The organism is Aquimarina sp. AU474 (assembly GCF_900312815.1).
Taxonomy (GTDB): Bacteria; Bacteroidota; Bacteroidia; order Flavobacteriales; family Flavobacteriaceae; genus Aquimarina.
Map to the genome: position 1 here is coordinate 77,450 of NZ_OMPE01000005.1, position 26,540 is coordinate 103,989.

The window sequence follows — 26,540 nt, forward strand, 5'->3', positions numbered from 1 at the left end:
ATCATAATATTAAAAATGGGACTAAACCGCCCCATTTTTAATTGAACCTTATGTTCTTATTTTATAATAACCACTAGGTCATCAGCCTCAACCATAGTACCTGGTTTTAGCATAATTTTCTTAATCGTCGCATCTTCATTAGCCGTAATCGTAGTTTCCATTTTCATGGCTTCAATGATAAATAAAGGCTCATTCTTTTTAACTTCCTGTCCAGCTTTTACCAAAATAGAAGACAAAGAACCTTGTAAAGGTGCTCCAATTTGTTTCGCATCTGCCTTATCTACTTTTGCGTGAACTATCTTATTTACTTTGATCGAACTATCTTGTACATCTACATTACGGGTTTGACCGTTAATCTTAAAAAATACAGTTACTTTTCCTTCTTCATTAGGATCTCCTATCGATATCAATTGTACCAATAGTGTTTTTCCTTGATCTAACTTTACAATAATTTCTTCTTCAGGAGTCATTCCGTAAAAGAAATTTTTTGAAGGAATATTCATTACATTTCCATACTTAAGATGATGATTATACGCCCCTGTAAATACTTTTGGGTATAGCTTGTATGAGAGAAAATCTGTAATATCAAGTGTTCTGCCCATTCCTTTTTTAAATACTTTTTCGAATTCTTTAAATTCTGTTTCAAAGTCTACTGGCTCTAAATGCGCATTAGGGCGATTGGTAAATGGTTTTTGATCTTTTAGTACAGATTTCTGTACGGCCTTAGGAAACCCTCCTACAGGTTGACCAAGTTCTCCTTTAAAGAAACTCATTACGGATTGAGGAAAAGAAATAGTTTCTCCTCTTTCTTTTACATCCTCAATAGTTAGATTATTACTTACAAGATATTGAGCCATGTCACCTACAACTTTAGAACTTGGAGTTACTTTAACAATATCTCCAAACAACTCATTTACCTCTCCATACATCTTCGTGATCTCATGAAAACGATCCGACAACCCTAAAGCTTGGGCTTGAGGTTTTAAATTAGAATATTGCCCTCCCGGAATCTCATGCTGATACACCTCTCCAGTTCCGGCTTTTAATCCCGATTCAAAAACATAGTAGTATTCTCTAACAGATTCCCAGTAATTTGAATATTCGTTCAACATAGGAATGTTTAGAGCATTTTCGCGTTCATGAAATTTCAACATTTCTACAACAGCATTAAAGTTTGGTTGTGCTGTTAAACCTGAAAGCCCTCCTAATGCCACATCAACTACATCTACGCCAGCTTCTATAGCCTTAAGATAAGTCGCTGATTGCACCGATGACGTATCATGTGTATGCAAGTGAATTGGAATATTTATTTCTGATTTCAAGGCAGATACCAATTCATATGCAGCATACGGTTTCAAGAGACCTGCCATATCCTTGATCCCCAAAATATGAGCTCCGGCATTTTCGATATCTTTTGCTAATTGGATATAATAATCTAATGTATATTTTGTTCTTTTAGGATCAAGAATATCTCCAGTATAGCATAAAGAACCTTCTGCTAACCCTTGCGTTCTAGTTCGAACATGCTCGATACAAGGAGCTATTGACTTCATCCAGTTAAGTGAATCAAAAATTCTAAACACATCTACTCCGTTCTCCCATGATTGTTCTACAAACTTGCCTACTAAATTATCAGGATACGCTGTATAACCAACTCCATTAGATCCTCTTATTAACATTTGTAACAAAAGATTAGGCATAGCTTTGCGCAATGCTCTAAGTCGCTCCCATGGGTTTTCTCTTAAAAATCGTAAACACACATCAAAAGTGGCTCCTCCCCAAACTTCCATACTAAAAACTTCTGGGTGGTTTTTGGCAAAACCTTCTGCAACTTTGAGCATATCATAAGTTCGCATTCTAGTAGCCAATAAACTCTGATGCGCATCTCGCATTGTGGTATCTGTAAAATGAACTTTCTTTTCATTTTTCAGCCATTCTGAAAATTTTTCTGGTCCTAATTGGGTTAAGAGATTCTTGGTCCCTTCAGGGTAAGCTGCATTTTCTTCAAATTTGGGTATTGTGGGTAGTACAAACTTTTTATTAGGATCGATTTTTTTAACATCCGGGTTTCCATTCACAATTACATCTCCTAAAAAATTCACCAATTTAGTCGCTCTATTACGCGGTTCTCTTATCGTAAATAAAGACTTCGTATTTTGTATAAAATTAACGGTTACTTGTCCTTTTCGAAAAGTCTCATGGCTTAAAATATTATCCAAAAATGGCATATTAGTTTTTACTCCACGAATTCTAAATTCGGAAAGAGCACGTCTCATTTTTCTACACGCTCCATCAAGAGTTCTACTATTTGCAGATACTTTTACTAGCATTGAATCGAAAAACGGCGAAATAGTAACTCCCTGATATACACTACCCGCATCTAATCGTATCCCAAAACCTGAAGCACTTCTATATGTTGTGATTGTGCCATAATCTGGTTTAAAATCATTTTCTGGATCTTCTGTTGTAATCCTACATTGCAGGGCAAAACCAGTTGTTTTTATGCTTTCCTGGCTTTCTATTTTGATTTGCTTATCTGATAATTTATAACCTCCCGCAATAAAAATCTGTGCTTTTATAAGATCAATACCCGTTACAATTTCTGTAACAGTATGTTCTACTTGCACGCGCGGATTTACCTCAATAAAGTAAATACTTCCGTCATCATCCACCAAAAACTCAACCGTACCAATATTATTATAATCTACCGCCTTACAAATTGATAAAGCATACCCATATAAACTTTGTTTAATTTCTTCAGAAACCCCAAAAGAAGGTGCGTACTCGATCACCTTTTGATAACGTCTTTGAACAGAACAATCACGTTCAAAAAGGTGTACCATATTACCATGATGATCCGCCACGATCTGAATTTCGATGTGCTTTGGGTTTTCTACAAACTTTTCTAAAAACACAGTATCATCACCAAAGGCATTTAATGCTTCTCTACGAGATTCTGGAAATGCTTTTTCTAACTCTTCTTTATTTCTTATAACTCGCATACCACGTCCTCCACCTCCAGATGCAGCTTTTAACATCACAGGATAACCAATACTTTTGGCCTCTTTAACTGCAATTGCGATATCAACAAGATCTTCTTTATTACTTTCAATGATCGGAATATTGTTATCTATAGCTACTTTTTTGGCCGTAATTTTGTCTCCTAAAGAACGAAGTACTGATACCTTTGGCCCTATAAAAATGAGGTCATTTTTCTCACATTGTGCTGCAAAATCTGCATTTTCTGAAAGAAAACCATACCCTGGATGTATTGCATCAACATTGTTCTTTTTGGCAACTTTTATAATTGCCTCAATATTCAAATACGGTTTTAGTGGTTCATGATCTTCTCCAATCTGATATGCTTCATCTGCTTTGTACCTATGTAAAGAATATCGATCCTCATACGTATACACTCCTACAGTTTGTAACCCTATTTCTGTACAAGCCCTAAAAATTCTGATTGCTATTTCTCCACGATTGGCTACTAAAACCTTTTTTATTTGCATACTATAGTTTTTGAGTTTAGAACACATTTAGCGAACATTCGCTGCGAAGATATCGATAAGAAAAATTCTTTGCAACTGAATATTCAAAATATATAGAACAAAACTATTTTCATAATGATCTTACATCTGTTAATTTATAAATGATCGTATCTAACATAACCTTAACACTAATTAACGAAACCTATTATAAGATTTATCTTCCCTCTGTCGTTTATCATCATAACCAATCTCATTAACAAACGTTTACTAATTAAATTTTTAAAAAGATGAAAAAACACCTCATTTCGATTTTAACGCTACTATTTATTTCGGCGACCATTTTCACTAGTTGTCAAGATGATGATAATGAAACTCCTATACCAACCAGCCAAGTTACTACTGCAAAACAATATAAAGATATTGAAGGTGCCAATAGCAGAATACAAAATATGGTTCAAGATGTATTTAATATAGAATCTGGTTTTATTAATAATAGAGTTCTTAACAATAAACTAGCGGATTGTGTTACCACTACGTCAGAAGTTACCGAAAATACTCGAACAATCACAATCGACTTTGGTGATGGCTGTGATGTGGGAGATGGAGAAGTAATCACTGGTGTTATTCGCTTAAGTTTCAATCTTGAGTTAGATACAGAGAACAAAGTGACTATTACATACAGTGTTGAAAACTTTACTTATAAAGATATTTCGGTTAACGGAAACGCAACCACCGTGTTTTCTTTTAATGCCGAGACAAGAAATAGAAAATTTATCACAACTTCTAATTTCACCTTTACATGGGGAGACGGCTTATCTGCTATTAGCGAAACGAGTTTTGAAAATGAAACTTTTTTTGAAGCTAATCCAGATTCACCTACCGATTTTGAATATTATACCCTTACATCGGGGACTAGTACAACAACTTTTGGCAATGGTGATATATACTCAGTAGAAATCACTACACCTTTACGAAACGAAAAGGATTGTAACTATATAGTAAGTGGAGTAATTGTTACTTCAGAAAATAGTGATACCTCGACTCTTGATTATGGTAATGGAGAGTGTGACAATATTGCTACATTAACCGACAAGGATGGTAATGAAACCACCATAGAGTTATAATATTACAGATTATTATACAAAAGCCGTTTTTGATTTGATTCAAAAACGGCTTTTGTATATTTACTTTTGTATTTTATTATAATAGGCTTTTTCTGTCACTTCTGACCATTTTGATATTTTCTTCTGAAAACTAGAATAACTTTCATAAACCTCCTTAGTTAATGGATCATCTCCGATCATTTCTTGTAAAGCTTCATCTGTATATCCTCTCAAAGCTTCAAGAGTTTCTTTAGAAAATTCTCTGACCTCTACACCTTCTTCATTAATTAATTTATCAAGATATATTCCATTTTGTTTATCAAATTCTGCCAATACCCAAACCTGTGCACGTTTAGAAGCTGCCTCTAAAATTGCTTGTAAATGAGGAGGTAAGCCATCATACAAATTTTTGTTTATGAAGAACTCCAATTGCGACCCAGTTTCATGCCAACCAGGCGTATAATAATACTTAGCTATTTTATGAAACCCCATTTTATAATCGTGATAAGGCCCAATCCACTCGGTTGCATCAATTACCCCTCGTTCTAAACTAGTATACACTTCGCTTCCTGCTACTAGAACAGCTGCACCACCAGCCTTTTCAAGTACTTTACCTCCAATACCAGGTAATCTCATTTTTAATCCTTTAAAATCTTCAACAGAATTAATTTCTCTATTAAACCAACCTCCCATCTGCACTCCTGTATTTCCTCCCATAAAAGGCACCAAATTAAATTTTGCATACGTTTTTTTCCACAGCTCATACCCTTCTCCAGTTTCTAACCATGATGTAATTTGCTGACTATTCATTCCAAAGGGAACTGCTGCAAAAAATTGTGCTGCCGGAGTTTTTCCTGCCCAATAATACGCTGCTCCACACCCCATTTCTATAGTACCTAGAGACACTGCATCAAAAGCCTCTAAGGGAGGAACTAACTCCCCTCCTCCATAAACTTTAATCTTTATTTGTCCATTAGACAATTCATCAACCCATTTCGCATATTTTTCTGCAACTTCACCAACTACCGGAAAATTTGGGGGCCATGTGGTGGTCATCTTCCAGTGAAAAACCTTGTCAGGCTTGGCAACATCATAGGTGTTGGTTTTCATACTTGCGGGAGGTTCACCTAAGCAAGAAGAGAATAAGAAAGAGAGTACTACTATTACCAAAAACTTAGCGAAAGCGTAATTTTTCTTTGTGAAGTGATTATAAAAATTCATCTTAACTATTTTATAGCCTTTTTGGCATTTATTTCTGAATAAAAATGATTTCAGGAAAGAACATTACTACACTTACTATTATTAGTTGAATAATAATAAAGGGAATAATTCCTTTATACATCTGACTAGTTTTAACGGTTTCGGGAGCAACTCCTTTTAAATAAAACAATGCAAATCCAAAAGGAGGAGTTAAAAAAGATGTTTGCAAATTAAGAGCTATCAAAATACCTACCCACAGCATATTCAAATCCAAAGCATTAAACACTGGCGTAACTACGGGTACTATAATAAATATAATCTCAATAAAATCGATGAAAAAACCTGCTATAAAGACAACTAACATTACTAATAACAAAAACATCAACGGTGTTAAATTAGATGATAAAATCAATTCTTGCAAATAAGCATCTCCTCCTAAAGCTCTAAATACCAATGTAAATGTAGTAGCTCCCAAAAGAATAAAGAAAACCATAGTAGTTAATTTAGTAGTCTCTCGAGTTACTTCTTTTAAAATCTTAATTGAAAATTTCTTCTGAATAACAGTTAATAAAGTAGCTCCAACGGCTCCAATTGCCGAAGCTTCTGTTGGAGAAGCAATACCCGTAAAAATTGAACCCAATACGAGCATTATTAGGGAAACTGGGAGTAATAGCACTTTTAAAATTTTTGATCCAAAATTAGCACCTCTAAACTCTTTTATTTCTTCGGCAGGTATACTTGGCGCATCCTCTTTGTTAATCATTGATGTAATAAGAATATAAACAATATACAACCCTACCAAAATAAGCCCAGGTAGTAAAGCCGCAGAAAATAAAGCACCGACATCTACAGAAGCCGCTCCTCTAGAAGAACTATTAATGGTATCTGCTAATAACACCAAAACTATCGAAGGTGGTATAATTTGACCTAGGGTACCAGACGAGGCAATAACTCCTGTTGCTAATTCGGTTTTATATCCTCTTTTAAGCATCGTAGGTAAACTAATCAATCCCATGGTGACTACAGTCGCGCCTACAATTCCTGTAGAGGCCGCAAGCAATGCGCCTACAATAACTACCGAAATCGCAAGACCTCCTCGAATACGCCCAAACATCATTGTCATGGTTTCTAATAAACTTTGCGCAAGTCCAGATTTCTCTAGCATAATACCCATGAAAATAAACAGCGGAACTGCCATAAGAACATAGTTGTTTACCACTCCCATAATTCTGGAGGGCAACAAATAAAATGTTGACATTTGAAAAACATCTGGTGCAAAAATCGATACCCCAAAAGCAAATGCTACAGAAATACCTCCCAAAGTGAACGCAACTGGGTATCCCCTAAGGATTAAAATAAAGATAATTACAAAAAGTATTATTGCTAAATATTCCATTAATTACCTTTCTTAAAAATGATTTGAACTGATTTTAGCATATGAGATACTCCTTGTAACAGTAAAAACACAAATCCAAGAGTAATACAAAATTTAAGCACATATAAACCTGGTAACCCTCCTGGCTGCGGAGAACCTTCTCCTATCATAAAAGAAGACAACGCATAATACCACGAAGAAACAATAACTACATAACACCATGGGATGAGTAAAAAAGCTCCTCCCAATAGATCAACCCAAGCTTTTCCTTTTTCTGAAAGCTTAGTATAAAAAACATCTACTCTAACATGTTTTTCATATTTAAATGTATATCCCGATGCGAGTAAGAACATTATCCCGAATAAATAAATTTCTATCTCTATCATCCAGACATAGGTAAATTTAAAAATGTAGCGAATAATTACATCCAATCCAATAACAACCGCCAATAGAGCAGCTACCCAACTTACAAGCATCCCTATTTTTTCACCTATCCAATCGAGAAAGTTAATCGTTTTTTGCATCTAATGATTTGTACGTTGTAAAATATCTGGGTTGAAGATACTAAAATTAGATGCATTTAATAATGTAAAGTATCAACCATATTAGATATAAAACCTATACCCTCTTTTAAACTAAAATGAGGTTTTCATTAAGGTCAAGATCTAAGTCCGAATACAAGATGTCTAACAAAAGATAATCATGCTTATCTTATAAAAACGAGTTCACCTGGTTTGGTAGTATACTCTTCGCTAAAACCGTACCCTTCATAATTAAACCCTTTAAGATCATCAATTGTTTGAGCTCCGGTATCAATAATATAACGAACCATCATTCCTCTTGCTTTTTTTGCAAAGAAACTAATCATCTTAAGTTTATCTCCTTTCCAATCTTTAAATTGTGGTGTAATTACTGGTACTTTCAAAGCTTTAACATCTACTGCACTGAAATACTCATTACTAGCAAGATTTACGAATAGTTCATTATCCTCTAGCTGTTCATTGAGTTCTTGGGTAACTATCTTTTTCCAAAACTGGTACAGGTTATCTTTTCTACCTACCTTAAGCTTTGTACCCATTTCTAATCGATAGGGTTGCATAAGATCTAAAGGTTTAAGGATACCATACAAACCAGATAATATTCGCAATTGATTTTGTAGATTTTGTAGTTTTTCTTCTGGAATAGTATATGCATCTAATCCGTTATATACATCTCCATTAAACGCATACACGGCAGGTCTTGCATTTTCTGTGGTAAAGGGAAGTTGAAAATCTTGATTACGCTGCCAATTTAATTGAGCCAGCTTATCACTAATACTCATTAAATCCGAAAGTTTTTTCGGTGATTTTTTCTTGAGTGTCGCATTTAACTTTTCTGCTTCTGTTAAAAAAACCGGTACAGTATATTGCTTTGTTGGTATAGAGGTCTCAAAATCCAATGATTTTGCTGGAGATACTACAATTTTCATCTAACTATTTTTTTACGATAACCAAAAATACAATAGTGTATTGATAATTAAAATCTAGGAGCGTATTTCTTATCTATTTAGGTATATATAAAAGTTATTACATAGATCTATCAAACACATAACGCTAATTATACCAAATTATGAATTTTTGCATATTGAAGTAGCATTATTGTTTTCCCATCTTTAATCTCACCAGAATATATCTTTTGATATGCCTCTTCAAAGTTTAGCTCAAGGACTTCAATATTTTCCTGTTCCTCTTCTAAACCACCACCATCACTAACTTTCATCTCTTTTGAATATTTGGCAATAAAAAAATGAATGATTTCGGTAACTGAACCTGGAGACATGTAGGATTCGAATATTTTTTCAACTTTAGAAATCTTATAACCAGTTTCTTCTTGTGTTTCTTTACGTATACAATCTTCTGGGTTATCTTGATCTAGCAAACCTGCACAGACCTCGATCATAAATCCAGTTTTGTTTCCGTTAATATATGTTGGTAATCTAAATTGCCTGGTCAGTATTATTGTACGTTTCTCTTTATTATATAAAAGAATGGCAGCCCCATTTCCTCTATCGTATGCTTCTCGTTGATGAATAACCCATTCTCCAACATCATTTAAATATTCGTACGTCACTTTATTTAAAGTATACCAATTATCAGATAATACTTTAGTTTCTTTAATTTTTATCCTTTGATTACCCATGGTATGACATTAAAAATTAAGCTATTTTAAAAATAGCAATTTTCACATATTAATTCATCCTATTTACAGTGAACTAGAAAACGTAATTTTTTATCTGTTTGGCAAAAGATTCTTCATCTTTAAAGGCCAAAAGATTTCCTTCGGGGTCAAAAAACTTAGCTACGATCCCCCAATCATGTTCTTGATAATCTACATCAATATCGTTAGCAATAAGATCATCTGCAATTTGCTTTACATTGATTATGTTAATCCTTATACAACTAAAATTTTCTCTCTCTGTATTTTTGTCTACAAGATATTCAGGTCTATCTTCTTTTTCGATCATCAGGTATGTTCCAAACAAATCAAAACACGTTAATGTTTCATTTTTGAATAGAATATTAAGTTTTAAAATATTAGTGTAAAAGACTAAACACTCTTTATATTTTTGAACATAAAAAATAATTCCTGTTCTAGCTACATCCATAGTATAATTTTGATAGTTTGAAAATACAACCGAATCTAATTACACAATACTCAAAAAAGTATTTTTTTTCTATAGAGATATTTAAAATAATGATCTTAAATGAAAAAAGCCCGTCATAAATGACAGGCTTGTACTTTAAAAAAATTAATTCGTATATATTAAATCACTTTAACATTTACTGCGTTTAATCCTTTTTTACCTTCTTTTAGGTCAAACTCAACTTCATCTCCTTCACGAACTTCGTCGATTAAACCTGAGATGTGTACAAAGTGATCTTTGTTTGATCCTTCTTCTGTAATGAATCCAAATCCTTTGGAATCATTGAAAAATTTTACTGTTCCTTTATTCATTATAAAATATTAAAGTGCGAAGGTAATATTATTTCGGCAAGAATCCGTATTTATTTTCAAATAAAGTTTTTGGTAACCTTTATTTAATATTGAAAAATCTTAAAAAAAATTCTAAAGAAGGTAAAACCCTATCATCCAAATGGTTATTCACTAGACAGTTGATTCTTGGCATAACCTCTCCATCTTTCTATGCATTGCAGCATATCATCTGGGATATTGGTTTCAAAATGCATTTTTTCACCAGAGGTAGGATGTACAAACCCCAAAGTTCTAGCATGTAGCGCTTGTCGTGGTAATATTTTAAAACAATTATCTACAAATTGTTTGTATTTTGTAAACGTAGTTCCTTTAAGTATTTTTTCACCTCCATAACGTTCATCATTAAAAAGTGTGTGACCAATATACTTCATATGCACTCGAATCTGATGCGTTCTACCAGTTTCTAATCTACATGAAGCCAGCGTTACATATCCTAATCGCTCTAACACTTTATAATGTGTGACCGCATATTTACCTTTCTCGGCTTCATCATCTTCAAAAACAGTATTTTGCAGTCTATTTTTGGGGTGGCGACCAATATTTCCTTCAATTGTACCTTCATCTTCTTGCATATTTCCCCAAACAATAGCCACATATTCTCGCTCGCTTGTTTTATCAAAAAATTGTTTGGCTAGATGAGTCATCGCATCTTCTGTCTTTGCAATTACAAGTAACCCACTAGTATCTTTATCTATTCTATGTACTAAACCAGGCCGATCACTACTATTATTGGGTAAGTTATCAAAATGATAAATTAATGCATTGATCAAAGTCCCTGAGTAATTACCATGACCCGGATGGACTACCATTCCTGCAGGTTTATTTACTACCAACAGCACTTCGTCCTCATAAACAATATCTAATGGAATATCCTCTGGTGTAAGCAAGTTTTCATAAGGCGGGTGCGCAAATAAAACTCTTACTATATCATGTGGTTTTACTTTATGATTAGATTTTACCGCAACATCATTTACAAATACGCTTCCTTCTTTTGCAGCCTGCTGTATCTTATTTCGAGTAGCATTCTCTACAAAATTCATCAAAAATTTATCTACACGAAGTGGAACCTGACCTGCTCCCGCAATAAAACGATGATGTTCATACAGTTCACCTTCATTTGAATCAAAATCTCCTGTATTTATATTTTCTTCCAAAGTATAAAGTTATTAATTGGATAGATTTAATTTTACTCCTCCCCCATCTCCTACAACCAAATCAATAGTAGAAGTTTTCATAAGCATAGCTCCAGGTTTGATCTTTTTTCCTTTATGCCTAAGTTCTAATACCTGATCTGACATATTTGGTATATACGAAATAGTACCTATTTCAAAACCTAAAGCAATTAATTTTGGCTCCGCTTGCCTTCTTGTTTGCAACACAACGTTTGGCACTTCTATTTTGCGATATCCCGAAGGATTAAGCGTAACATACACCTTTCGGTTTTCTTTTACTTCACTTCCTGCTCGTGGGTTTTGCTCAATAACCGAATACCTTGGGTAATCCGGATTAAAATTAGCAGAATCCTGAACCTCATATCTTAAATCTTTCTCTCCTAAAGTTTTTTCTACCTCATCTAAAGTTTTTTTACTTAGACTTGGAACAACAATACGTTGATGATGATTAGTAGTGCTTTCTAACCATTGTAAAGCTACATATGATAATATAGCAATCATGGCAACAGCTATTACCACTTGGATCAGGAATATTTTGCTATATACAAATTTAAAAAGGTCCTTGAAAAAATTCATAAATACGTTCATAATTTGGACAAATATATAAAAACGGAAAGTTTTAAGCTTTTCTTATAAGATAAATGATATTTTTGTTTTCAAAAGTCTTTCAATGAAGAAAAACGTTGCCATATTAATGGGAGGGTATTCCAGCGAATTTGAAATCTCTGTACAAAGCGGAAATGTGGTGCATAAACACTTGGACAGAAACCTTTACAATCCTTTTCGAGTGTATATCACAACAGATTCATGGTTTCATTTGGATGAAAATGATAAAAAACATTCTATTGATAAGAATGACTTTTCGTTAACATTAAATTCTAAAAAAATTGAATTCGATGTTGTTTTTAATATTGTACATGGAACTCCTGGTGAGGATGGATTGCTTCAGGCATACTTTAAGCTAATAGATATTCCTCAAACCGCTTGCGATTTTTATCAGGCAGCGCTTACTTTTAATAAACGAGATTGCATAAGTGCACTTCGACCATACAATATCCCTACTGCAACCAATTATTTCCTTAATAAAGGTGATGTAATAGACGCCAAAGCGATTCTAGACACTGTTGGTTTACCTTGTTTTGTGAAAGCCAATAAAGCAGGAAGTAGTTATGGGGTTTCTAAAGTAAATACAGAGGCAGAACTTCTACCAGCTATTGATGTAGCATATAAAGAAGATGATGAGATTATTATCGAATCTTTTCTTAGCGGGACAGAAGTATCAGTTGGTGTAATTACATATAAAGGTAAAGATAAAGTACTACCCATTACAGAAATTGTATCTGAAAATGATTTCTTTGATTATGAAGCTAAGTACCTTGGTAAATCCCAGGAAATCACACCTGCGAGATTATCAAAAGAAGATACTAAAAAAGTAAGTGATTTAGCATTACGAATATACCAAATATTAAAAATGAGAGGTTTTTCTAGAAGTGAATACATTTTTCATAATGGTGAACCACATTTTGTAGAAATGAATACAAACCCTGGGTTTAGCGAAGCTAGTATTTTACCACAACAAGCTTTGGCTGCCGGTATTAGCCTAAAGGAATTATTAACGAATACTATTCAAGAAACCATAGCGCAACGTAATTAACAATTTCAATTATATTTGTAAGAACTTCAATCTATACGTACTCATGAGAAGAGCTGTTTTTCCAGGATCATTTGACCCCATTACTTTAGGACACTATGATATTATCGAAAGAGGATTAACCCTTTTTGATGAAGTTATTCTAGCTATTGGCGTTAACGCGGATAAGAAATATATGTTCTCTTTAGAAGAACGCAAAACATTTATTGAAGAATCCTTTAAAGACGAACCTAAAATCAAGGTAATGACTTACAAAGGATTAACTGTTGATTTTTGTAAAAAACAAAATGCCCAATTTATTTTACGCGGATTACGTAACCCTGGAGATTTTGAATTTGAGAAAGCCATTGCACATACTAACAGAAAAATGTCTGATATTGAAACAGTGTTCTTATTAACCTCATCTGGTAAAAGTTACATCTCCTCCTCTATTGTAAGAGATGTAATTCGTAATGGTGGTGATGTTTCTGGATTAGTACCAGATACAGTTATTATAAAATAATTCAGGTTTTTTTTCGTTTTAGCCCAAATCCCAATCGATGAAAACATCAACCTACACCAAAATCTTATTATTACTTTTTGTATTTAACCTAACATTATCCTCTTGTAGTGGTGATGATTCTACTCCTGAAGAGGAACCAATTAGTAATCCAGATCCAAATGGAAATATTCAATGTACAGATGGAAAAACTTTTGTATTCTTAGAAAAAAATGGCTTACTAACGATAGAAGCTGAGAAATCTAAATTCGAAAACACTTCATGGAAACAACTACAAAGTATAGGAGAATACACTGGTGACGGCTATTTAGTCTGGGAAGGTGATAACTTTTTAAACAAACCCGGAAATGGTGTATTAACATATACTATAAAAATAGCAACACCGGGAACATATCGTTTTATATGGCGTTCTTATATCACTATTGGCAGTAATAGTAGCGAACATAATGATTCTTGGTTAAGAATCCCTGATGCCTCTCATTTTTATGGGCAAAAAAACAATGGGCATATTGTATACCCTAAAGGAACCAATTTACCTCCAATTCCTGAAAGTGCAGGGCAAACCTCTACTGAGCCTGCTGGAGGAGGAAAAGATGGATGGTTCAAAATATATATGAACAAAGCCAATCAATGGCACTGGCAATCCTCAACTAGTGATAATGATGGACATAACATATATGCTATCTTTGATACAGCAGGTGATTATACGATAGAAATTTCAGGAAGATCAAAAGGTCATGGTATAGATAAATTTGTATTATTTAACGAAAATACTTCTCAAAATGATGCTACTACTAATAATACTTCTATCAGTGAGATAGTATGTCAATAATCTCTAAATAAGGTCTTACCATATATTTGATACCTCCTATTTCTTTTTTTAAATTATAGTTTTAAAAAAAAGGAGATCACATATTTCCTTTTTTTACTTTAAACCTTTTACACAAATTGCAGTCAAACACTCAAACGCTGCAATTATGATGATCTCATTAAACGACAAACAAATACAACATCTTTACTGGCGCACAGGTTTTGGGATTTCCAATCACGAATTAAAAATTGTTAGAAAATTATCCAAAGATCAAATTATAGATCAAATATTTATCGAAAGCACTAAGGCCTCTGCATTATCTATGGATTTTGGCATATTAGAAAAACACCCAAAAGATTTGTCTGTAGCAGAAAGAAAGCAAGCGAGACAATTGCGTAACAAAAAAATGTCTGAACTCAACATTTTATGGTTTAAACAGTTAACCACAACCAAGGAGGTGCTTAGAGAGAAAGTAACTCTATTTTTTCACGATCATTTTGCAGTACGCCTTAGAACACCCCGTGCCTGTATTCACCTTAATAATGTAATAAGAAATCATGCGTTAGAAAATTTTGGTGATATGCTTATGGAGGTATCCAAATCGCCAGCTATGCTTATTTTTCTTAATAATCGTCAAAACAGAAAAAATAGTCCTAACGAAAACTTTGCTCGTGAGGTTATGGAACTATTCACACTTGGTAGAGATAATCAATATACTGAAACAGATATAAAAGAAGCCGCCAGAGCTTTTACTGGATGGAATTTCACCCAAAATGGCTCTTATATATTTAGAAAGAATCATCATGATTATGGAGTAAAAACTGTTTTAGGTAAAACTGGAAACTTCACTGGAGAAGATATCATCAAAATTCTTTTAGAACAAAAACAAACCGCAAGATTTATTTGCCAAAAATTATATCGATACTTCGTAAACGACATCATAAATCAAAATCATATCGAAATTTTAACCAATGCTTTTTACGATTCTAATTACAACCTCAAAACTGTATTCAATCTTATGTTTAAGAGCGATTGGTTTTATGATAGTAAAAATATAGGCACAAAAATCAAATCTCCAATAGAGCTAATGGTAGGGATTAGCAAACCTTTTAAAGTAGAATATGAAAATCCCAAAGTATTACTGTATCTGCAACGCAGGCTAAATCAGATGTTATTTTTTCCTCCAAATGTAGCTGGATGGCCAGGAGGAAAAGCATGGATTGATAATTCTACATTGATGTTACGTCTAAAATTAGCCTCATTAACATTAAATAGTGGAGTAATAGAGTGGCAAGATAAGATTGATATACCTGAAAACCCAATGATGAGTCAACAAGTGTACCAAAAAATTAAATCTAAACTTCAGAAAAAAGTAAAGACGGAAGCAGATTGGGATATTTTTCTCTCTAACCTAGAATCAAAAAACAAGATAGCACTTACTCATCTTATTATACAGCCAGAACTTTCTAAGGCCGCCAATAGGGTTGTATCTAATCTTGACGAAAACGATACAAAAAACTTTATTATCGAATTAATGAGTTTGCCCGAATATCAACTTTGTTAAAATCTATATAACATGGAACGAAGAGATTTTTTAAAACAATCCGTTTTTGCCTCGGGCATGACATTAATTCCTTCTTTTTTAAAAGGTATGGAGTTCTTATCACCTGATCAATTATCGGGATATAAAAATGTAATTATTATTCAACTATCTGGAGGAAACGATGGTTTAAACACCATCATCCCCATTAGCAACGACATCTATCATAGTGCCAGGCCTCAGATAGCAAAAAAAATAAATCAAACGTTAAAAATAACTGATGATCTGGCATTTAATAATAATCTAAAAGCTATTAAAAACTTATATGACCTCGGTGAAGTATCTATCATAAACAATGTAGGATACCCAAACCCTAACAGGTCTCACTTTAGAAGTACGGATATCTGGCAAACGGCTAGTGATACAAATCAATATTTATCAACAGGTTGGGTAGGCCGATACCTGGATGCCAATTGCCAGCTACCGTATCAAGCAATAGAAGTTGACAACTCTCTTTCTCTTGCCTTAAAAGGAAACAAAATGAATGGTATTGCAGTTTCTGACCCTAATCAACTATACAGAACCACCAGAGAGCCTTTTTTTAATACTATTGTTGCTAATACTCAAAAAGAAATGTTGGATGAAGATAACCAAGGGTATTTATACAAAACCATGTTAGAGACCTATTCTTCGGCCTCATACATTCATAAAACATCAAAAATATATACCACTAATACAGAATATCCCCAAACTTCGTTTGCCAAAAATCTTAAAACTATCGCCAATTTTATTGTTTCAGGATTAAAAACACGAGTGTTTTATAGCTCTCTTGGCGGTTTTGATAGTCATGTAAATCAATTAAACAGTCAAGATCGTTTACTTAAAATCTATGCCGAAGGAATTGGAGCTCTTGTAGAGGATCTTAAAAAAAATGATCGTTTTAACGACACCCTTATCCTCACGTTTTCTGAATTTGGCCGTCGTGTAAAACAAAATGGTAGTCGAGGCACTGATCATGGTGCTGCCAATAATGTAATAGCAATAGGAGGCTCTCTAAAAAAAGCAGGGGTATATAATGAATTGCCCAACTTACATGATCTTGATAATAACGGAGATATTAAATACACGATAGACTTTAGAAGTATATATGCTACTATTTTAAATAATTGGCTGGATGTCGATAACCAATCGATTTTGAATAAAGATTTTAAAAAGTTACAATTTGTTTGATGTTGAATCAAACAATTATTAGATCACTTTTAGTATCCAAAAAAATCACTTTACACGAATCCTTGTTGACATACCTTTGTCATAGCCTCATTCTATTTTTGTTTTAATATTCATCTTAAAAACAAAAATATGACAACTAAAAAATTTGATTCTTTTCATGTGGTAGGCCTTTCAGTTCGTACTAGAAATGAAGACCAACACGTAACCCTTGACATACAAAAGCTTTGGGAAACTTTTATGGCTCAAGGAGCAATGAACAAAATACCAAACAAATTAGAGGATACCCTCTTTGGAATTTATACCGATTATGAAAATGGGGCCTCTGGCTATTATAACGCTATTGTTGGTTGTAAAGTAAGTGATCTTAATGCAATCCCCAGAGGAATGGTTGGCACCACTATAAAAAATGGTAACTATTTAAAATTTACTGCCAAAGGTGATGTAACCAAAACAGCAATTCCTGAGGCATGGGCAAAAATCTGGAAAAGTAACTTAGATAGAACGTACACTACAGATTTTGAAGTGTATGACGAAAGAGCTATAGATCCTACCAAAGCTGAAGTAGATATTTTTGTTGGTGTTCTTTAAAAAATTAATAAGAGGAGCATATTTTTATACTCCTCTTATACATACTACTCTTTTACCTTCTTTTAACAAATTATTTGTAGATGATACCTCACAACACTATATTTCATCAATCCACCTAAACCATACATTTTATTAAAGAATAGGTAGTTTAAAGGGTAATTATCAATGAATTATCTCATCAAAAATCAAAAACCCGTACAGTTTATAAAAAAATTACCTTTCAAAAAATACGGTTAAACCGTAAAATTTGTGTATTTCATCGAGATTAAAAACCTCTTTATCTAAAACTTTTGAAAACATTTTTTGTCAGGATTTTTTCGTATTACCTTTGAAACAGAATAAGTTACAAACTTCATAAAGCCCCAAACTATGAAAACTATATTTTTTACTTTAATTCTTTTATTTACTTTCTCTACCATTAGTGCACAAGAAATCGCTATTGAAGACACAAAGACAAACTCTATTAATATAGAGGCTTCAAAAGCTAACTTTTTCCAAGCGCTTGTAGAAAAGAATAATTTTAATATTAAAATAAAAAACTATAGAAAAGAAGTTTCAACAAACAGCAAGTCAGAATTCTATAACTTATTGTTAGAAAAGAATGGTTTCAAAGCTGAAACAAGAAAAATTACTCGATTAGCTAACAACACATCAACTGAAGTTGAGACTAGTAAAGAGAATACTACGCTAGTTGCTTTATTACCATAAGACAAAACATTTTTTAAAAAATATAGTAACTGCTCCTTTTTTAAGGAGCAGTTTTTTTGTGCCCTAATTAGAAAAATCAAATATCGAAAGTGATTTAACTGTTTTCTTGATGAAAACAAAAGCTATATGTATCTTGTAACTCCTCTTTAAGGAGTTTAATACAATCATATTACACATGCAAGTTCACGAAACCGCCTTTGTCGTATCTACATATCGATCTTATCACGAAAATATCAGTAAAGATATTTATGCTAGGTTATGGAACAATCCTGCTACGGATGCCTTAATACCAGATATCTTGAATAGTGTTTCTAAACATGAAGCCATTTTACATAGTTTAAGAAATCGTTTCTTTCATGAATCACTACAATCCTTTTTTAAAGAAAACAATAAAGGGTGCTTAATTAATTTTGGATCGGGTTTTAGCATGTATCAATTTTCATTAGATAATACCTTATCCACTATTGAGGTGGATAAAAAAGATATTGTTGATTATAAAAAAGAAAAAGTTGATCTCTGGACAAGAGAAGGAAAGTTACCGTCTAGGGATATACAATATGCTTCAATAGATTTTAATCATAAGACAACAGAAGAAATCGTAGCGTCTCTTACTCCGCTAATAAAGAAAAAACCGACATTTATAATAATCGAAGGAGTATTTTTCTTTTTGAATCGTCAAACAACGAATAAATTATTTGAAGTTTTTAAGGAGCTTCAAAAACCAGGAGATAAAGTTGGTTGTGTTACGTATTTACCCGAGGTAGAAAAAACCGATGTATACAATCGTCTATTAGCTTATTTTGATAGCAATAACGATACTAATGATTCTTTTTCACACCAAACCATACCGCACGATTATTTCCTTAATATAAATGGATACACATTAAAAGAATACACTGATGAGTTTGATCTTTGCAAAAAATATGTTTCTGATAATAAAATATCTAACAAATCAGATATTTTAAACGAGTCCTTATTTGTTTTAGAAAAGATTTAGAACCCAGCCATTAGCGCTCCGCAAATTCCTAATCCAACAACCAAATACACACCAGCAAGAATAAAGAAAATCTTTCCTGCTTTGCGACTTTTTGTCTTAAAAAGAATAAATCCTATTATAGCAAGAAATAAGGGAGGACCTAATAGAATTAATAGAATTAGATAAATGATTCCATCAAGATTTCCCGGTTCGAATACAATTGAATTTAATATCATACTGTTTCTTTTCTTAGTTGTTCTAAATATGCTTGCTTATCATCTCGATAAAATAAGTTCATGGTTTCAAAAGGAATAATTTTATAATCCTTATTCACAATATGAACACAAGATTTTTTAACAGCTCTAACATCAAAATTATACGCATCTATAAATTGCATAATTATAATTCTGAATAAATTATCATACCCCAAATCAGGCGCATCGATTTCTGGCAAACAACACATTATAGATTTTAGGTTTTCTGAAGCTGTTTCGACAGAGTTACCTGTACTAAACAACTCAAGAACTTTTCCATGTAATTCTTCATCCTGCTCGTAAACAATGGTGTTTTTACCATTATCCAATAAATCTGCTGGATTAATATATCTAGTAAGAGGTAAAATCCCGTCTTCATTTTTTAAAGCATATCCCATCACTAATGCATCTGGATTGCATGGCACAGGAATAAGATCATCTTCTTGAAATACTGGATACTGTTCTAATATTTTCCTTCTTACCTCAGTTAGCGTTATTCTATCTGTCTGCGTGTCAAAGTTTTCTAATCGACCTGCAATCTGCGTAGGCTGAAAAGTAACTCCTCGCACACATTTTTGTGTTGTAGCATATGAAAGGATATCCCCTATTTGATCATCATTTAATCCTTTTTCTAATGTTACAACCAGTGTAGTAGATAGGTTCACAGTATTAAGGTTTGCAATGGCCCGTTTCCTAACACTAGTAAGATCCTCTCCTCTTAGTTTTTCTAAAACTTCAGATTGTAACGAATCAAATTGTAAATACACCTCAAAGTCCGGCATATAACTTGCTAACCGCTCTGTAAATGTTTTATCCTTGGCAATACGAATTCCATTAGTATTTAGCATCAAATGACGAATAGGCAATTGCTTTGCGTAATCCATAATCTCAAAAAACTGGGGATGTACTGTAGGTTCGCCCCCACTAATCTGAACCACATCCGGTTCTTTTTCATTTTCAACTATGGCATCCAACATCTTTTTAATCTCTTCTAAAGAACGATGTCGCCCATAACTAGGAGATGAAGAGGCGTAACACGTGGGACATGTAAGATTGCAGCGATCTGTTACTTCGATAATAGTTAAACAAGAATGTTGTTCATGATCAGGACACAATCCACAATCATAAGGGCATCCATAATCTGTTGTTGTATTAAATTTATATGGAAATTCTGAAGGTTTATTATAGTTTCTTATATTTTTATAATATTCGACATCATCAGCAATTAACACTTTTGAACGACCGTGTTCTGGGCAACGTTTAAGCATAAAAACCTTACCCTCTTCAAAAACAATTTTTGCATCAATTCTTTTAAGACACGTAGGACATAAACTTAAAGTATAATCGTAATAGGTATATTTTCTAGTAGGCATTAAAAAAGTTTTCGAATGGTTTTCCAATAATAAATCATGCATAAGATACATAAATACTGAATACTACTTAACCCTAAAATCAAAAATATATTAGGTTTCAAAAACTCTATACAAAACCGAAATAAGAAATAAGCGATCATAAAATACTTAAACAATAATCCATTCTCTGGTTTAACCTGACCTTGAAACCTTCTTAAAACAATCCATAAAATGAAGAGAAAAATCACTTCATATAACGCAATAGGATGCCTTGCAATACCATCTCCCAAATCCATTCCAAATATTGAAGAAGTAGCTTTCCCAAAAGTAAACTCGTTGGTACCTGCAAAAAAACAACCTATCCTACCAATAAGAATCCCTAATATTATTGGGAACGTAAATAAATCTCCCGAGGATTGTTTTTCTCCAATAATTTTCTTTGCTAGTTCTACCCCCAAAAGCCCACCAAAAAGCCCACCCATTATGGTTTTTGCATTAATCAAAGAAATAAAATAAGCCGCGCCAGAAGAAAAAACCGGATACTCTAAAAAACCTACAATACGAGAACCAAGAAAAGCGCCAAAAACTGCACCTATAATAATAGACAATCTATTGTTTGAAGATATTAGATCATTACTGCGTTTTTTAAGGTAAACATAATACCTAAACCCAATAAAAAATGCAGCATACTCTAAAATTAAATGGATATTCACTTTAACACCAAAAACAATAGGCTCAAAAGGAATATCCATTTACAAATTAATTCAATTTACTATCGAAATATACACTTTTTTTATTTCATAGCTTTAGCCATCACATGATATCTTGGATCATCCACATCATGCTCAATTACACTAGCCAACCTAGGTGAAGCTTTGATCATTAAGGCTTGGCACTCTTCACTTAAGTGCTTGACTCTTACTTTTTTTCCGGCTTCTTCATACTTACCTACAAGATTAAATATCGCTTCTAGTGCAGAATGATCACTTACACGAGATTCTATAAAATCTATTTCAACATTTTCTGGATCGTTTGCAACATCAAACTTATTATTAAAAGCCTGTATACTTCCAAAGAAAAGAGGACCCCATATTTCATACACTTTAGTACCATCTTCTTTTATATGTTTTCTTGCTCGAATTTTTTTGGCGTTTTCCCATGCAAATGCTAATGCCGACATTATTACACCAGCGATTACTGCAACAGCCAAATCGAAGAACACCGTTAATAATGATACTGCGATTAAAACAATTGCATCTGTAAGGGGTATTTTATTCAAAATCCTGAAACTTGACCAAGCAAAAGTACCGATAACTACCATAAACATTACTCCTACTAATGCCGCAATAGGTACTTGTTCAATCAAACCAGATGCAAATAATATAAACAACAATAAAGTCACAGCCGCAACAATACCAGAAAGTCTAGTACGTCCTCCTCCTTTAATATTAATAATTGATTGTCCAATCATAGCACAACCACCCATACCACCAAATAGTCCAGTAATAATATTTGCTCCACCTTGCGCTAAGCATTCTCTATTCGAATTACCTCTTGTTTCGGTTAGCTCATCAATAAGATTAAGAGTCATTAAAGATTCTATCAATCCAATAGCAGCAAGTATTAATGCATAAGGAGCTATAAATTTAAAAGTTTCAAAATTCATTGGTATTTTATTAAAAATATCAAATTGAAATTGAGGCAAACCTCCTTTAAGACCTTCTCCACCACCATCTTTAATAAAACTACCTACGGTAGCCACATCTAACTTTCCTAAAATTACAATAGCAGAAACTACAACAATCCCTATAAGTGCTTCTGGCAATTTTGCGGTAGCTTTCAATTTTGGCAATCCCCACATTATAGCCATTGTTAACAATACCAACCCAACCATTAGAAACAGATCTCCACCTTTCATCCATACTTTATCTCCACCAACAAATTCTTTAAACATCCCTAATTGAGAAAGGAAAATCACTATCGCCAAACCATTTACAAATCCCATCATTACGGGATGCGGAATTAAACGTACAAATTTCCCTAGTTTAAAAACTCCTGCCAGCATTTGAATAATTCCCATTAGAATAACCGTAGCAAAAAGGTAATAGAGTCCAAGTTCTTCCTCTGGTGCGCCCATAGCATTCCCTTCGGCTACTAAACTCACCATCACAACAGCCAATGCTCCGGTAGCTCCTGAGATCATTCCTGGTCGACCACCAAAAATAGAAGTTATTAAGCCTATCATAAAAGCTGCATACAAACCAACCAATGGATCAACACCTGCTACAAATGCAAAAGCCACTGCTTCTGGCACTAAAGCCAATGCAACAGTTAAACCAGATAAAATATCATTTTTGGCATTTGCCACCCTTTTTCTTACAAACTCTGTCATTATTATGGTATTTGAGGGTGCAAAAATACGTTTATTTTGTAGTACAACAAGTAAAATTAAAAGCTATCTCAAGGATCTATGCAACTAAAACGTTATGGAAGATTTTTAATTTACGAAACTTAGTATATTTGACTTTCATTCATCACATCTACAAATCATGTATAGAACTCTGCTTTTTTTAGGCTTTCTTATTACTCTCTCCTGTAATACTTCACAAAAAGAAGACGGCAAAAATCACGATTTCACAACTACTTTCGAAAAAAGTAAAGGAACAGAAACACCTACCTATACCGAAGTAATAAACTACTACCAAAACCTAACTAGGGTATTTCCTGAAATTAAAATGCAGGAAATAGGAATAACCGACAGCGGACACCCATTACACATCATAACTCTAAATCCAGATCAGGAGTTTGATTTCGAAAAAATTCGTGTTGAGAAACAAATCATATTGATTAATAATGGTATTCACCCAGGTGAAAGTGATGGTATCGATGCAACTATGTTGTTATTTAGAGATATTGTACAAAGAAAGATTAAGGTTCCCGAGAATACCATTTTAACTACTATCCCCATATACAATATTGGAGGGGCGTTAAACCGAAACTCTGGAACAAGAACCAATCAAAATGGTCCGAAAGAATATGGTTTTAGAGGCAATGCACGAAATTATGATCTTAACCGTGATTTTATTAAAAATGACAGTAAGAACGCACGGACTTTTGCCAAAATCTTTCATCTGGTTCAACCTGATGTTTTTATAGACAACCACGTAAGTAATGGTGCTGATTATCAATATACTTTAACCCATTTATTTACACAACACAATAAACTTGGAGGAAAATTAGGCAATTATTTAAATACCAAAATGCGTCCACAATTAGAAACTTCTCTTGCTTCAAAAAAGTGGGATATCACCCCATATGTAAATGTTTGGGGAACCACGCCTGATAAAGGATGGACACAATTTATGGATTCTCCTCGATATTCAACAGGATACACCACTTTATGGAATACCTTAGGGATGATGGTCGAAACACATATGTTAAAACCCTACAAACAAAGAGTTGAAGGAACTTACGAATTGATGAAATCTATGATCGAAATTACAGAAAAGGATGGACAAACAATTAGAGCCTTAAGGGACAAAACGTTTGCCGAGCAATCAAAAAGAAAAACATATCCCGTGAATTGGAAAGTAGACACCACTCAAGTTTCTAAGTTTAATTTTAAAGGGTATGAAGGAGCGTTTATAGATAGCGAAATTACAGGGGCAAAACGCCTAAAATACTCTCAAAATTCACCATATACTAAAGAAGTTAAATATCAAGATTACTATACCCCAACAACAGAAATTAGTATTCCTAAAGCGTATATTATTCCGCAAGGCTGGTGGAATGTTATTGATTTACTAAAACAAAATCAAATACAACTTACAACCTTAAAAAAAGATTCTGTACTATCTGTAGAAACGTATCACCTCAAAGATTACAAAACTCGAAAAAAGCCTTACGAGGGGCATTATCTTCATTATGAAACTTCGCTAAATAAAAGCAACGAAAAAATTAGATTCAAAAAAGGAGATATTATCGTTAATACGAGTCAAAAAGGTTTTAGATACATTATGGAAACTTTGGAACCCGAAGCACCCGATTCATTTTTTAATTGGAACTTTTTTGACACCATACTTCAACAAAAAGAAGGCTTTTCTCCCTACGTATGGGAAGACAAAGCTTTTGATATATTAAAAAATAATAAAAAAATAAGGCTACAATTCGAAAAAAAGAAAAAAGATTCTGCATTTGCCAATAACTGGTATGCACAATTAAACTGGATACACCAACAAACTAATCATTATGAAAAAGCACACCTTAGATACCCAGTATCAAGGATTTTACGATAAATAATCATACGAAAACAGTTTTTTTATATTCGCATAAGAGTTGGTTAATGCTTTTTTGGCTTTTCTCTTATTCTTCCATTTCACTTTGGTGATACCTTCTTCTTTTTGCGGCACCAAATCACCCTTATATTCTGTTTTCATTTCGAACCAATACGTAACCTTAAGCCTATATTCTCCATTTCGTCTAAATACATGATAGGTTTTGTACAAAAACTTAGTGATCTCAAGTCCCGTAACTCCAGTTTCCTCCTCAACCTCTCGAATAGCAGCTGTTTCTATATGCTCATTCTTTTCTATTTTTCCCTTGGGCAAATCCCATTTACCATTACGATAAATAAAAAGAATTTCCCCTTTGGCATTATAAGCCTTACCTCCGCCGGCTACTACAACTGGTAACTTAGAGTACAAATGTTCAATAAGTTTATCTTCATTTTTATGATAGAAATGATATTTAGCCTCTTCATCGACAGCTTCTTTATCCAAAATATCTTTAATAATTGTTGGAAATTCCACCTTTTTAATGGGTATCATTTTATACCCATCAATAGACTTTTTTGTAGATAGAATAATAGGCGTATTATTCACAAAAACTTTATACATTTGCAACTATGATTTTTGATAAAAATACAGCAAAAAAAACTGCTGAGTTATTGTTGCAAATTAATGCAATTAAATTACAACCACAAGAACCTTTTACCTGGGCATCTGGATGGAAATCTCCGATTTATTGTGATAATCGAATTACACTTTCTTATACCGAGATAAGGAAATACTTAAAAGAGAATCTAGCGAAGTTTATTGAAGATAAATATGGTAAACCCGATGTTATTGCTGGTGTAGCAACTGGTGCTATTGGTATTGGGATGCTAGTCGCAGAACAACTTGATCTTCCTTTTATTTATGTACGTCCTGAAGCCAAAAAACACGGTCGAAAAAATCAAATTGAAGGTATTGTTCCCGAGGGAAAAAAGGTAATCGTTGTAGAAGATTTAATTAGCACAGGAAAAAGCAGCTTAAACGCAGTTAAGGCATTACATGAGGTGAATGCTGAAGTTATGGGGATGGTCGCCATTTTTAATTACGGGTTTGATGTAGCTATACAAAATTTTAAGGATGCGGCATTATCTTTGCACACGCTCAGTAATTACGACAACCTTTTAGAGCAAGCTCTAGATACAGACTACATTACCAAACAACAATTACAAACACTACAAAGCTGGAGAACCAATCCATCAGAGTGGAATATTTAACGATTTAATAGCATT

At 33.4% G+C, this 26,540-nt stretch carries 26 protein-coding genes; 11 read left to right on the plus strand and 15 right to left on the minus strand.

The features are described 5' to 3' along the window. Positions 1 to 56 precede the first annotated feature (56 nt). Positions 57 to 3,509, minus strand: a complete 3,453-nt coding sequence (locus DK508_RS03110; RefSeq protein ID WP_109299583.1) for a pyruvate carboxylase — start codon at positions 3,507 to 3,509, stop codon at positions 57 to 59. 266 nt (positions 3,510 to 3,775) lie between these two features. On the opposite strand from DK508_RS03110, the gene DK508_RS03115 reads away from it, so the two are divergent. After that, positions 3,776 to 4,612, plus strand: coding sequence for a hypothetical protein (locus DK508_RS03115; RefSeq protein ID WP_109299292.1), 837 nt, complete (start codon positions 3,776 to 3,778; stop codon positions 4,610 to 4,612). Positions 4,613 to 4,672: 60 nt separating this feature from the next. Here the strand turns inward: DK508_RS03115 and DK508_RS03120 are convergent, their stop codons facing one another. The 9 genes from DK508_RS03120 to DK508_RS03160 all read right to left on the minus strand — a co-directional run bounded on the left by DK508_RS03120 (position 4,673) and on the right by DK508_RS03160 (position 11,947). Continuing rightward, positions 4,673 to 5,812, minus strand: coding sequence for a TRAP transporter substrate-binding protein (locus tag DK508_RS03120; RefSeq protein ID WP_235016263.1), 1,140 nt, complete (start codon positions 5,810 to 5,812; stop codon positions 4,673 to 4,675). 28 nt (positions 5,813 to 5,840) lie between these two features. After that, complete coding sequence (locus DK508_RS03125) at positions 5,841 to 7,187, minus strand: TRAP transporter large permease subunit (protein WP_109299294.1); 1,347 nt, start codon at positions 7,185 to 7,187, stop codon at positions 5,841 to 5,843. Continuing rightward, complete coding sequence (locus DK508_RS03130) at positions 7,187 to 7,690, minus strand: TRAP transporter small permease subunit (protein WP_109299295.1); 504 nt, start codon at positions 7,688 to 7,690, stop codon at positions 7,187 to 7,189. The genes DK508_RS03125 and DK508_RS03130 overlap by 1 nt, the downstream gene beginning before the upstream one ends. A 182-nt stretch (positions 7,691 to 7,872) precedes the next feature. Continuing rightward, positions 7,873 to 8,634, minus strand: a complete 762-nt coding sequence (yaaA, locus tag DK508_RS03135; protein WP_109299296.1) for a peroxide stress protein YaaA — start codon at positions 8,632 to 8,634, stop codon at positions 7,873 to 7,875. A gap of 128 nt (positions 8,635 to 8,762) precedes the next feature. Next, the gene (gene nudK / locus DK508_RS03140; protein ID WP_109299297.1) at positions 8,763 to 9,344 is read right to left on the minus strand and encodes a GDP-mannose pyrophosphatase NudK; all 582 of its coding nucleotides are present in this window, start codon (positions 9,342 to 9,344) and stop codon (positions 8,763 to 8,765) included. A gap of 73 nt (positions 9,345 to 9,417) precedes the next feature. Next, on the minus strand, positions 9,418 to 9,810 hold the full coding sequence (locus DK508_RS03145; protein ID WP_109299298.1) for a VOC family protein: 393 nt from the start codon (positions 9,808 to 9,810) through the stop codon (positions 9,418 to 9,420). A 158-nt stretch (positions 9,811 to 9,968) separates the two neighbouring features. Beyond that, the gene (locus DK508_RS03150; RefSeq protein ID WP_066314082.1) at positions 9,969 to 10,160 is read right to left on the minus strand and encodes a cold-shock protein; all 192 of its coding nucleotides are present in this window, start codon (positions 10,158 to 10,160) and stop codon (positions 9,969 to 9,971) included. Between the two features lie 143 nt (positions 10,161 to 10,303). Continuing rightward, positions 10,304 to 11,353 carry an RluA family pseudouridine synthase gene (locus DK508_RS03155; protein WP_235016265.1) on the minus strand — a complete coding sequence of 350 codons (1,050 nt, stop codon included), beginning with the start codon at positions 11,351 to 11,353 and terminating at the stop codon, positions 10,304 to 10,306. Between the two features lie 12 nt (positions 11,354 to 11,365). After that, positions 11,366 to 11,947, minus strand: a complete 582-nt coding sequence (locus DK508_RS03160; protein WP_109299299.1) for a PASTA domain-containing protein — start codon at positions 11,945 to 11,947, stop codon at positions 11,366 to 11,368. Between the two features lie 94 nt (positions 11,948 to 12,041). On the opposite strand from DK508_RS03160, the gene DK508_RS03165 reads away from it, so the two are divergent. The 8 genes from DK508_RS03165 to DK508_RS03200 all read left to right on the plus strand — a co-directional run bounded on the left by DK508_RS03165 (position 12,042) and on the right by DK508_RS03200 (position 19,395). Further along, positions 12,042 to 13,025 (plus strand): D-alanine--D-alanine ligase, encoded by a 984-nt coding sequence (locus DK508_RS03165; protein WP_109299300.1) that lies wholly within the window; start codon positions 12,042 to 12,044, stop codon positions 13,023 to 13,025. A 43-nt stretch (positions 13,026 to 13,068) separates the two neighbouring features. Continuing rightward, positions 13,069 to 13,524, plus strand: a complete 456-nt coding sequence (coaD, locus tag DK508_RS03170) for a pantetheine-phosphate adenylyltransferase (RefSeq protein WP_109299301.1) — start codon at positions 13,069 to 13,071, stop codon at positions 13,522 to 13,524. A gap of 37 nt (positions 13,525 to 13,561) precedes the next feature. Continuing rightward, positions 13,562 to 14,353 (plus strand): hypothetical protein, encoded by a 792-nt coding sequence (locus tag DK508_RS03175; protein WP_109299302.1) that lies wholly within the window; start codon positions 13,562 to 13,564, stop codon positions 14,351 to 14,353. 145 nt (positions 14,354 to 14,498) lie between these two features. Continuing rightward, positions 14,499 to 15,896 carry a DUF1800 family protein gene (locus tag DK508_RS03180; RefSeq protein WP_109299303.1) on the plus strand — a complete coding sequence of 466 codons (1,398 nt, stop codon included), beginning with the start codon at positions 14,499 to 14,501 and terminating at the stop codon, positions 15,894 to 15,896. Between the two features lie 12 nt (positions 15,897 to 15,908). After that, entirely contained in the window at positions 15,909 to 17,102 is a 1,194-nt protein-coding gene (locus tag DK508_RS03185) for a DUF1501 domain-containing protein (RefSeq protein WP_109299304.1), read from the plus strand. Between the two features lie 129 nt (positions 17,103 to 17,231). Further along, positions 17,232 to 17,690 carry a GyrI-like domain-containing protein gene (locus DK508_RS03190; RefSeq protein WP_109299305.1) on the plus strand — a complete coding sequence of 153 codons (459 nt, stop codon included), beginning with the start codon at positions 17,232 to 17,234 and terminating at the stop codon, positions 17,688 to 17,690. A 369-nt stretch (positions 17,691 to 18,059) separates the two neighbouring features. Continuing rightward, complete coding sequence (locus DK508_RS03195) at positions 18,060 to 18,398, plus strand: hypothetical protein (protein ID WP_109299306.1); 339 nt, start codon at positions 18,060 to 18,062, stop codon at positions 18,396 to 18,398. 175 nt (positions 18,399 to 18,573) lie between these two features. Continuing rightward, entirely contained in the window at positions 18,574 to 19,395 is an 822-nt protein-coding gene (locus DK508_RS03200) for a class I SAM-dependent methyltransferase (protein ID WP_109299307.1), read from the plus strand. On the opposite strand, the gene DK508_RS03205 is transcribed toward DK508_RS03200, so the two are convergent. From DK508_RS03205 to DK508_RS03220, 4 genes are read right to left on the minus strand one after another with little or no spacing between them, the layout of a single operon-like run. Then, a complete protein-coding gene (locus DK508_RS03205; protein WP_109299308.1) occupies positions 19,392 to 19,610 on the minus strand; it encodes a hypothetical protein in 219 nt (72 codons plus the stop codon). The two genes, DK508_RS03200 and DK508_RS03205, sit on opposite strands and share 4 nt — an antisense overlap. Continuing rightward, positions 19,607 to 21,001 (minus strand): radical SAM protein, encoded by a 1,395-nt coding sequence (locus DK508_RS03210; protein WP_109299585.1) that lies wholly within the window; start codon positions 20,999 to 21,001, stop codon positions 19,607 to 19,609. Before DK508_RS03210 ends, DK508_RS03205 begins: the two co-directional genes overlap by 4 nt. After that, positions 21,001 to 21,732, minus strand: coding sequence for a prolipoprotein diacylglyceryl transferase family protein (locus DK508_RS03215; protein WP_109299309.1), 732 nt, complete (start codon positions 21,730 to 21,732; stop codon positions 21,001 to 21,003). Before DK508_RS03215 ends, DK508_RS03210 begins: the two co-directional genes overlap by 1 nt. A 41-nt stretch (positions 21,733 to 21,773) precedes the next feature. Continuing rightward, positions 21,774 to 23,372 carry a SulP family inorganic anion transporter gene (locus DK508_RS03220; protein WP_109299310.1) on the minus strand — a complete coding sequence of 533 codons (1,599 nt, stop codon included), beginning with the start codon at positions 23,370 to 23,372 and terminating at the stop codon, positions 21,774 to 21,776. A gap of 157 nt (positions 23,373 to 23,529) precedes the next feature. Here DK508_RS03220 and DK508_RS03225 point away from each other — a divergent pair, with 157 nt between their 5' ends. Beyond that, positions 23,530 to 25,275, plus strand: a complete 1,746-nt coding sequence (locus DK508_RS03225; protein ID WP_109299311.1) for a M14 family metallopeptidase — start codon at positions 23,530 to 23,532, stop codon at positions 25,273 to 25,275. Here DK508_RS03225 and DK508_RS03230 read toward each other — a convergent pair. Further along, positions 25,267 to 25,875 carry an NUDIX hydrolase gene (locus DK508_RS03230; protein ID WP_109299312.1) on the minus strand — a complete coding sequence of 203 codons (609 nt, stop codon included), beginning with the start codon at positions 25,873 to 25,875 and terminating at the stop codon, positions 25,267 to 25,269. The two genes, DK508_RS03225 and DK508_RS03230, sit on opposite strands and share 9 nt — an antisense overlap. 8 nt (positions 25,876 to 25,883) lie before the next feature. Between DK508_RS03230 and pyrE the strand changes: the two genes are divergently transcribed. Further along, positions 25,884 to 26,525: an orotate phosphoribosyltransferase gene (gene pyrE / locus DK508_RS03235; RefSeq protein ID WP_109299313.1), complete on the plus strand. Its 642-nt coding sequence runs from the start codon at positions 25,884 to 25,886 to the stop codon at positions 26,523 to 26,525. Positions 26,526 to 26,540 lie beyond the last annotated feature (15 nt).